The 9,930-nt window shown below is 71.1% G+C and carries 6 protein-coding genes; all 6 read left to right on the top strand.

The window, feature by feature from the left end; all coding sequences use genetic code 11:
- Nucleotides 1-335: 335 nt before the first annotated feature.
- The 6 genes from ACFVYL_RS36435 (at nucleotide 336) to ACFVYL_RS36410 (ending at nucleotide 9,802) form a co-directional block, all read left to right on the top strand.
- On the top strand, nucleotides 336-3,119 hold the full coding sequence (locus ACFVYL_RS36435; protein ID WP_389724127.1) for a MinD/ParA family protein: 2,784 nt from the start codon (nucleotides 336-338) through the stop codon (nucleotides 3,117-3,119).
- A 701-nt stretch (nucleotides 3,120-3,820) separates the two neighbouring features.
- Nucleotides 3,821-5,710, top strand: coding sequence for an ABC transporter substrate-binding protein (locus ACFVYL_RS36430; RefSeq protein ID WP_389724124.1), 1,890 nt, complete (start codon nucleotides 3,821-3,823; stop codon nucleotides 5,708-5,710).
- Nucleotides 5,711-5,713: 3 nt separating this feature from the next.
- Nucleotides 5,714-6,808, top strand: a complete 1,095-nt coding sequence (locus tag ACFVYL_RS36425; protein ID WP_389724121.1) for an ABC transporter permease — start codon at nucleotides 5,714-5,716, stop codon at nucleotides 6,806-6,808.
- Nucleotides 6,805-7,746: an ABC transporter permease gene (locus ACFVYL_RS36420; RefSeq protein WP_389724118.1), complete on the top strand. Its 942-nt coding sequence runs from the start codon at nucleotides 6,805-6,807 to the stop codon at nucleotides 7,744-7,746. The genes ACFVYL_RS36425 and ACFVYL_RS36420 overlap by 4 nt, the downstream gene beginning before the upstream one ends.
- On the top strand, nucleotides 7,743-8,771 hold the full coding sequence (locus ACFVYL_RS36415; protein WP_389724115.1) for an ABC transporter ATP-binding protein: 1,029 nt from the start codon (nucleotides 7,743-7,745) through the stop codon (nucleotides 8,769-8,771). The genes ACFVYL_RS36420 and ACFVYL_RS36415 overlap by 4 nt, the downstream gene beginning before the upstream one ends.
- Before the next feature lie 29 nt (nucleotides 8,772-8,800).
- Nucleotides 8,801-9,802, top strand: a complete 1,002-nt coding sequence (locus ACFVYL_RS36410) for an ABC transporter ATP-binding protein (RefSeq protein WP_389724112.1) — start codon at nucleotides 8,801-8,803, stop codon at nucleotides 9,800-9,802.
- Nucleotides 9,803-9,930: the final 128 nt, after the last annotated feature.

Below are 9,930 nucleotides of genomic sequence, written 5' to 3'. Positions count from 1 at the left end.
GGGCGGCTGACGCTGCGCCTCTGCCGCCCGTCATGCCGTCCTTCTCCGCTCCTCCGGCTCCGCCGGTGCCGGTGAATCCGCCTTCGGCCGGTGTGCCCAGCGTCCTCCCGAAGCTGCCCGTGGGGAGTGGGTTTCAGCCTGCGGCTCCGGACCCGGCTCCGGCTCGGACTCCGGACGAGACGGGTGACAGTGGTGGTTCCGAGGCCGTGGAGGAGGCTGCCTCCGACGCGGCTCCCGCGCCGTCTGTCGTGCCGCCAGTGGTTTCCGGTGGCGATGCCGCCGACTGGAGCAAGGCCCTTGCCGGGCCTGCCGCATCGGTGCACGTGACTGGTGTCGTGCCGAAGGACGAGGTTGATGCCCTGGCCGCGGCCAAGGGCGAGGCCGACGCCGACGCCGACGCCGACGTCGAAGCCAGCGCTCCTGAGGCCGGGAATGAGGCTGCGGCTGTCGGTCCTGGGGAGTCCGTCGCGCCCCTCACGCCCGTCGACGAGAGCTTCGGGAGTGGTGATCTTGAGAGTGGCGCCACCATGCGGTTCTCCGCTCGCGCGCTCAAGCAGGAGATCGAGGAGCGTGCCGCCGCTGCGGAAGCGTCCGAGGTCGTAGAAACGTCCGAGGTCTCCGAGGTCTCCGAGGTCTCCGAGGTCTCCGAGGTCCCTGAGCCCTCTGAGGCCTCTGAAGTCGGTGTCGAAGAGAGTGCGTCCGTCAGTGACGAGGACTACGTGGATGGTCCGGACGGGCCCGTCGAGGGTCAGGATCCGGGTGACGGCAGCAGGGATGCCGTTGACTCCGGGGCCGTAGCTGCCGACGCCGCCGGTTCGGATGATTCCGTCGGCGATGCCGTGCCTCAGGACGCCGTGCCCGCCGCGGGCGACGCCTCCGTGCAGGATTCCGTGCCGCCCTCGTGGACTCCGCCGCCGCCCTCGCCGCAGAGCGGGTTGCCGCCGTTGCCGCCCGCGTTCCAGCCCGCGGCTCCGACCTCGGCGCCGCAGTGGCCCGCACCCCAGCCGACCCCGCCCCCGGCGCAGCCGGTACAGCCCGCGCCGCCCGCACCCGAGCCCGTACAGGCTCAGGCTCCGCAGCCGGCGCCGGGCGCCTGGACCACGCCCGCCGCTCCGGTCGCTCCGGTTGCTCCGGCCGAGGCCCCGACGCCCGAGGCGGCACACGGGGGCTACGGGTTCCCGCAGTCCGCACCCGTCCCGCCCGCCTCGCCCGTCGCACCCGGCGCGCCCTTCGCGTCCGCGCCGCCGCCGCCCGCTCAGAACTCCGTTCCCGCTCCGGCTCCGGCTCCGGCTCCGGTCGCGCCTAACCCGCCCGTACAGGGCGGTAGTTACGGGTTCCCGCAGCCGCCTGCGCCGCAGGGGCAGCAGCAGCCCTTCCCTGGACAGCAGCCTGTTCAGCCGCAGCAGCCGCAGCAGTATCAGGCCCCTCAGCCCCAAGCTCAGCCTCAGGCCCAGCCGCCCGCCCAGGCCGGTGGCTACGGCTTCCCGCAACAGCAACAGCAACAGCAACAGCCGTCGCAGCCGCAGCCGCAGCCGCAGCCGCAGCCGCCGCACGCTCCCCAAGAGGGGCAGCCGCCCGTCGACCCCCGTACCGGTGCCGCCTGGCCGCAGCCCGTCCAGCACGATCAGCGGGAGCGGACCAACCCGGGGGCTCCCCTCGGTTACACCGCCGCCGTCGAGCTCTCCTCCGACCGGCTGCTGCGCAACAACAAGCCCAAGGCCAAGAGCAGTCGGCCCTCGGGGGGCGGGTCGCGGTTCAAGCTCGGCGGCAAGAAGGAAGAGGCCGAGCGGCAGCGGAAGTTGGAGCTGATCCGGACGCCGGTGCTGTCCTGCTACCGGATCGCCGTCATCAGCCTCAAGGGTGGCGTGGGCAAGACGACCACCACCACCGCGCTGGGATCGACGCTCGCCACCGAGCGGCAGGACAAGATCCTCGCCATCGACGCCAACCCCGACGCCGGTACGCTCGGCCGTCGTGTCCGGCGCGAGACCGGGGCCACCATTCGTGACCTCGTCCAGGCGATCCCGTACATCCACTCGTACATGGACATCCGGCGCTTCACCTCGCAGGCGCCGTCCGGGCTCGAGATCATCGCCAACGACGTCGACCCGGCCGTGTCGACCACGTTCAACGACGAGGACTACCGGCGCGCCATCGATGTGCTCGGGAAGCAGTACCCGATCATTCTGACCGACTCCGGTACGGGGCTGCTCTACAGCGCCATGCGGGGGGTGCTCGACCTCGCCGATCAGCTGATCATCATCTCCACGCCGTCCGTGGACGGGGCGAGCAGCGCGTCGACGACGCTGGACTGGCTGTCCGCGCACGGGTACGCCGACCTCGTCTCGCGGTCCATCACCGTCATCTCCGGTGTGCGCGAGACCGGCAAGATGATCAAGGTCGATGACATCGTGTCGCACTTCGAGACGCGGTGCCGGGGTGTTGTCGTCGTTCCCTTCGACGAGCACCTCGCCGCCGGTGCGGAGGTCGATCTCGACATGATGCGGCCGAAGGTGCGGGAGGCGTACTTCAACCTCTCCGCGATGGTTGCCGAGGACTTCGTGCGGGCGCAGCAGCAGCAGGGGCTGTGGACGTCGGACGGGAATCCGCCGCCGCATTTGGCTCCGCCGATGCCGGGGCAGCAGGGGGCTGTTGCTCAGCCCCAGGTCCAGCCGCAGCCGCAGCCGCAGCCGCAGGGGCAAGGTCAGCCCCAACCGCAGGGTCATCCTCAGCCTCAGCCGGGGCAGCAGCCGTATCCGGGGCAGCCTCAGCCGTACGCTCCGCAGCAGCCGGGACAGCCGGGACAGCCGGGGCAGCCGCCTCAGGCTCAGCCGGGGCAGCAGGTCCCGCCTGGGCAGCAGCCGTATCCGCAGCAGCCGGGGGCTCCGCAAGGGTGGCAGGCCCCGCCGCAGGCGCAGGCTCCGCAAGGACAGGCTCCGCAGGGGCAGCCGCAGCAGCCTTACCCTCAGCCAGGGCAGGTTCCACAACCTCAGCCAGGTCAGGTTCCGCAACCTCAGCCAGGTCAGGTTCCGCAGGCCGTGCAGCCGGGGGCGCCGTTCCAGCCGGGGGCGCCATTCCAGCCGGGTGGGGATCAGCAGCCTCCGCCCCCTCAGCAGTAGCAGTCGACCTCGACTCGTCAGCGGGCCCGCACCGTTCCCCGGTGCGGGCCCGTCGGCGTACCGCCCCCTCATCGGAGCCCGGCACCTTCGGGCTGTGCCCACCCGTTCCGCCGTGCGGAACGCCTGCCCACAGCGGGGGCTGCCGGAGCGGGACCTGCCACAGCGGGAGCCCGGTGCCAGAGCAGGAGCCGGTGCCAGGGCGGGAGCCGGGGCCAGGGCGGGAGCCGGTGCCAGGGCGGGAGCCGGTGCCAGGGCGGGAGCTGCCGGTGCGGGAGCCGGTGCCGGAGCGGGAACTGCCACGGCGGGAGCAGGAGCCGTGCGGGAGCCGGAGCGGGAGCCGGTGCCGGAGAAGGGCCGGGACCCCCAACCCTCCCCACCAGGCCAAGTCCCCCTCGCCAGGCCAAGTCCCCTCCCCACCAGGTCACGCCCCCACCAGGCCAAGCCCCCCTCCCCTCCCCGACCAGCTCAAGCCCCCCTCCCTCCCCCACCGTCACCCCCTCACCAGCCACGCGTCACCGGTCTTGACCAATGCGGATGAAATCACGGTCAACTCGTTGTTTCCGCAGGCCACATGGGGTTCACCCGCCGTTGACGCGTGCAGACTGGCGCTGGTAGACACACATCCACCAGCTGACGTCTCTTGATCCACCAGCGTGCAACCAGCCATCCCTGCGCGAGCGATGACGCGAGGTCACCGACCCATGGACACACAAGATCAGCACGGCAGAGCAGCAGTTCCCGACAGAGCAGGCCCGTCCCGTCCCCGTCGCCGCCTGAGGCTCGTGCTCGCCGGTGGCGCCGCCGCGTTCACTCTGACGGCCGGTCTTGCCACGCCGCTCAATCCGGGCCCTCAGCAGGCGGCGGCCAAGGACGACGGCGGCAAGAAGGTCCTCACCGTCGCCGTGGCGCAGAGCGTCGACTCGCTCAGTCCGTTCCTCGCCCAGCGGCTGCTCAGCACCAGCCTGCACCGGCTGACGTACGAGTACCTGACGAACTACGACGCCAAGGACAACAAGGCGGTCCCCGGCTTCGCCACCTCGTGGAAGTCGTCCGCCTCCAAGCTGACCTGGACGTACACCATCCGGGAGGACTCCAAGTGGTCGGACGGGAAGCCCGCCACGGCCAAGGACGCCGCGTGGACGTTCAACAAGGTGATGTCCAAGGAGGGCACCGCCACCGCGAACTCCAACTTCGTCACCAACTTCAAGAAGGTGACCGCGCCCAGCCCCACCAAGCTGGTCATCGAGCTCAAGAAGCCGCAGGCCACGATGGCGGCGCTGGATGTGCCGATCGTTCCCCAGCACGTCTGGGAGAAGGTCGACGACATCTCGAAGTTCAACAACGACAAGGACTTTCCCGTCGTCGGCAACGGCGCGTTCATCCTGACGGACTACAAGGTCGACCAGTACGTGAGGCTGAAGGCCAACAAGAACTTCTGGCGTGGTCCGGCCAAGTTCGACGAGCTGGTCTTCAAGACGTACAAGGACCAGGACGCGGCCGTCTCCGCCCTCCGCAAGGGTGAGGTGTCGTTCGTCGCCGGGCAGCCCGCGCTCACGCCGGCGCAGGCCGCCTCCCTGAAGAACGAGGACAACATCAAGGTCAACGAGGGCCCGGGGCGGCGCTTCTTCGCGCTCGCCACGAACCCGGGGGCCAAGACCAGGGACGGCAAGAAGTTCGGCGACGGGAACCCGGCCCTCCTGGACAAGAGGGTCCGTCAGGCGCTCTTCCTCTCCGTCGACCGCGAGGCACTCGTCGACAAGGTGTTCCAGGGGCACGCCGTCGAGGGCGCGGGGTACATTCCGCCGCGCTTCTCCCAGTACGCCTGGAAGCCGTCGGCGGAGCAGGAGATGAAGTACGACCCGAAGAAGGCCGTGCGGCTCCTCGACGAGGCGGGCTACCAGAAGGACGACAACGGCCGGCGCGTCGGCAAGGACGGCAAGCCGCTCCAGTTCCGCATCCTGTGCCACGCCACCGACCCGAACGACAAGGCCGTCGGGAAGTACCTGAAGGAGTGGTGGGGGGATCTCGGGATCGGGCTCAAGGTCAACTGCCTCGACGACGTGTCCGTGCCCTGGTACGCCGGTGAGTACGACCTCGCCTTCGACGGCTGGTCCGTCAACCCCGACCCCGACTTCGTGCTCGGCATCCACACCTGCGCCGCGCTGCCGGTGAAGGCCAAGGAGAGCGCGGCCACCGACAACTTCATCTGCGACAAGAAGTTCGACGGGCTGTACGACAAGCAGCTCGCCGAGTACGACCCGGGCAAGCGGGCCGACATCGTCAAGCAGATGCAGTCGTGGCTGTACGACTCGGGCTACATGAACGTCCTCGCGTATCCGAACGCCGTCGAGGCCTACCGCACCGACCAGATCAAGTCCATCACCACCATGCCGACGGCCGCCGGCAACATCTACGGCCAGGACGGATATTGGAGCTGGTGGTCCGCCGTGCCCGCGGATGGGAAGAGTTCTTCCAAGGACGGCAGCTCGACCGGTGTCATCATCGGTATCGCCGCTGCCGCGGTGGTGCTCGTGGGCGGCGGAGTCCTGTTCGCCCTGCGCCGCCGTTCGACCGCAGAGGACCGCGAGTAACGCATGACCGCTGACAGCAATCCCGCTCTGCTCGACACCGAGGGCCCGCTGGGCCCCGGGGCCGACGGCGGCCCGGCCGAGACCGGGCCGCCGTCGGCCCGCGGGCCGCGTGCCCGCACCACCCGTGCCTACCTCCTCTATGTGGCGGGCAAGCTCGGCGGCGCGGTCGTGTCGCTGTTCGCCGTGCTCGTCACCAGCTTCTTCCTGTTCCGGCTGATCCCCGGCGACCCCGTCAAGCAGATGACGGGCGGCAAGCGGGTCTCGGCCGAACAACTCGCCGCGATGCGCAAGGAGTTCGGCCTCGACAAGCCGGTCATGGCCCAGTTCTGGGACTACACCGGCAATGTCCTGAGCGGCGACTTCGGCACGTCGTACCAGTTCCACGCGCCCGTCATGGACAAGATCACCGACGCGCTGCCCGCGACGCTGCTCCTCACCGGAACGGCGTACGTCCTCTACACCCTCATCGGCATCTGGCTCGGCACGCGCACCGCCTGGCGCAACGGCGGGCTCGGCGACCGCTTCAACACCGGGCTCGCCCTGACGCTCTACTCGGTGCCGTCGTTCTGGCTGGGCCTGCTGCTGATCATCGTCTTCGCGGTGGGCATCGGGCCGATCCCCGGCATGTTCCCGACGGGCGGCCTGGAGTCGGGCGGCGAGACGGGGTTCGCGTACGTCGTCGACGTCGCGCACCACATGGTGCTCCCGGTGATCACGCTGGTCGCCGTCGGGTACGCGCAGACCCTGCTCGTCATGCGGTCCTCGCTGCTCGACGAGATGGGCAGCGACTATCTGACGACCGCGCGCGCCAAGGGGCTGCGGGACGATCTGGTACGGCGGCGGCACGCCGTCCCCAACGCCATGCTGCCGACCGTGACGCTGATGTTCGTCAACCTCGGCACCGTGGTCGCGGGCGCGATCCTCGTCGAGACCGTCTTCTCCTGGCCGGGCCTCGGCGGGCTCTTCTACCAGGCGCTGAGCGTGCCCGACCTGCCACTGGTGCAGGGGCTGTTCTTCGTCTTCTCCACCGCGGTGATCCTGATGAACACCCTGGCCGACGTGATCTATCCGCTGCTCGATCCCCGGGTGGGCCGATGACGACCGAATCCGCACCTCCCGCCCGAACGACCACGCCGGCCGCGCCGAAGAGCGCGCGGTCGCTTGCCTGGACGCGCAGGCGGCACTCCGCCGCCCGCTTCTGGCGCGAGTACCGCACGCACAAGGCCGGGCTCCTCGGTCTCGCCGCGCTCGTCCTGATCGCCCTCGCGGCGGTCTTCGCACCGTTGCTCGTCGGCTCGGACGCGCAGAGCGTGACCGAGGCGCCGGGCAAGCCGATGGAGTCGCCGAGCGGTGAATTCCCGCTGGGCACCGACCAGTTCGGGCGCGACCTGCTCGGCCTGCTGGTGTGGGGCGCGCGCATCTCGCTCGCCGTGGGGCTGCTCGCCGCGGTCCTCTCGGTCGCCATCGGCACGCTCGTCGGGATCACGGCCGGACACTTCAAGGGCTGGTACGCCACCGTCATCATGCGCGTCACCGACTGGTTCCTGGTGATGCCGACGCTGGTCCTCGCCATCGCCCTCGCCTCCGTGATGTCCCGCTCGATCTGGACGATCATCCTGGCGATCGGCGTGACGACCTGGCCGACGACGGCGCGTCTGGTGCGCGCGCAGACCCTCGCGGTGGAGTCCCGCCCGTACATCGAGCGCGCCCAGGCCCTCGGCGGGGGCCACGGCCACATCATGACCCGGCACGTGCTGCCCAACGTCATGCCGCTCGTCCTCGCCCAGACCACCCTGGTCATCTCCGGCGCCATCCTCACCGAGGCCACCCTCGCCTTCCTCGGCCTCGGCGACCCGACCAACGTCTCGTGGGGCGGCCTGCTGCAGGACGCGCGCGAGGCGGGCGCGGTCAGCGCCGGGCACTGGTGGTACCTCGCCCCGCCCGGTCTCGCCATCGCGATCGTCGCGCTGGCGTTCACGCTGTGCGGCCGCGCCGTGGAATCCGTGCTCAACCCCAGGCTGGGGGCCTCCCGTTGAACGACGTACAGACCACTGAGCCCCACCGCCTCCTCGACGTGCGCGACCTCGAAGTGACGTACGCGAACGGCGCCGCCGCCGTCCGCGGTGTCACCATGCACGTCGAAGCGGGTCACAAGCTGGGCGTGGCCGGCGAGTCGGGGTGCGGCAAGTCCACGCTCGCGCTGGCCCTGCTGCGCCTCCTGCCCGCCGGCGCGAAGGTGTCCGGCGAGATCCTGCTCGACGGCGAGGACGTCCTCACCATGAAGTGGGGGCGGGTCCGCGCGGTGCGCTGGGCGGGCGCGTCGATCGTCTTCCAGGGCGCGATGCACTCGCTGAACGCCGTGCACCGCATCGGCGACCAGATCGCCGAGCCGATCCTGCTGCACAAGAAGGCGACGCAGGCGGGCGCCAAACGGAAGGTCGGCGAACTCCTCGAAGAGGTGGGGCTGCCCGCGGCCCGCGCGCAGGCCTACCCGCACGAGCTGTCCGGCGGGCAGCGGCAGCGCGTCATGATCGCGATGGCCCTCGCCTGCGACCCCCGCCTGATCATCGCCGACGAGCCGACCACCGCGCTCGACGTGATGATCCAGGCTCAGATCCTGCGCCTGATCGAGCAGTTGGTGGACCAGCAGGACCTCGGTCTCATGATGATCAGCCATGACCTCGCGGTGCTCTCCGACACCTGCGACCGGCTCGCCGTGATGTACGCGGGGCGCGTCGTCGAGGAGGGGCCGGCCTCCGAGGTCTACGAGAACGCCCGGCACCCGTACGGAAACGCCCTGTCGGCGGCCTTCCCGCGTATCGGCGACGCGGCGTCGCGGTTCGCCCCGCGCGGCCTGCCCGGCGACCCGCCCGACCCGTCCGACCTGCCGACGGGCTGCACGTTCCACCCCCGGTGCCCGGTCGCACTCGACACCTGCGCCACGGAGGACCAGGCCCTGCGGGACGCGGGGCCGCACCACCGCGCGGCCTGCGTCCACGCGGGCGCGCCGCTCCCGGCGCAGCCCACGTCGGCGCCCGCGGCGGCGGAGCGCACGCCGTGACCGAGAGCCCCCGTGAAGAGGAACCGCGCATGACCGTATCCACGATCCCGCCCGCGGCCGACGGCCCCCTGCTGTCCGCCGCCGGTCTGCACATCGCCTTCCCCGGCCGCCGCGGCGCGCCGACCGCACGGGCCGTGGACGGCGTCGACCTCGACATCAAGGGCGGCGAGATCGTGGCCCTGGTCGGCGAGTCGGGGTGCGGCAAGACGACGCTGGCCCGTTCGCTCCTTGGCCTGGTACCGCCGACCGCCGGACAGGTGACGTTCGGCGGCAAGCCGCTGGAATACTCGGGCCGCGCCCTCAAGGCGTACCGCAAGCGGGTCCAGCTGGTCCTCCAGGACCCCAGCGGCTCGCTCAACCCCCGGCACACGGTGTACGACGCCGTGGCGGAGGGTCTGCGCATCCACGGGTACGCGGGCGACGAGCGGACCGCGGTCGCCGAGGCCCTTTCACGGGCCGGGCTGCGGCCCCCGGAGCGCTTCTTCCTGCGCTATCCGCACGAGCTGTCGGGCGGCCAGCGCCAGCGCGTCGTCATCGCGGGCGCGCTGGTCCTCGACCCCGAACTCATCGTCGCCGACGAGCCGGTGGCGTCCCTCGACGCGTCCGTGCGCGGCGAGATCCTCGCCCTGCTGCTCCGGCTGCGCGACGAACTCGGCCTCTCCGCGCTGGTGGTGACGCACGATCTGGGGCTCGCCTGGAACATCGCGGACCGTGTCGCGGTGATGTACCTGGGCCGGATCGTCGAGACGGGCACGGTGGAGGAGGTGCTGACGGCGCCTCAGCACCCTTATACGCAGGCCCTGTTGTCCGTCCTGCCGGAAGCCCCTGGTGACCCTGTGGTCCTCACGGGCGAGCCGCCGGATCCCTCACGGATTCCGGGAGGCTGCCGGTTCCACGCGCGCTGCCAGGTGCTTGCCTCGGGGGAGGCGGAGCGGGCGGGGGTCGCGGACCGCTGCCGCGGGGAGGATCTGGCGGTGCTTTCGGGTGGGGGCGAGACGCAGGTTGCCTGTCACTGGGCGGTGGCGCCTTAGCGGCTGCCGGGGCCGGCACTTCGGCGGCTGCCTGCCCGGTGGGGGCTGGCCGCGCAGTTCCCCGCGCCCCTGGGTGGAGCGCCCTGCGGGCGCTCTCCAGGGGCCCTGCGGGACGCGGGGCCTGGTCC

Source organism: Streptomyces sp. NPDC058308, from assembly GCF_042880275.1.
In the GTDB taxonomy this organism is placed as follows: domain Bacteria; phylum Actinomycetota; class Actinomycetes; order Streptomycetales; family Streptomycetaceae; genus Streptomyces.
The sequence above is the reverse complement of the archived record's forward strand: the minus strand, read 5'-3'. Positions and strand labels throughout refer to the sequence as shown.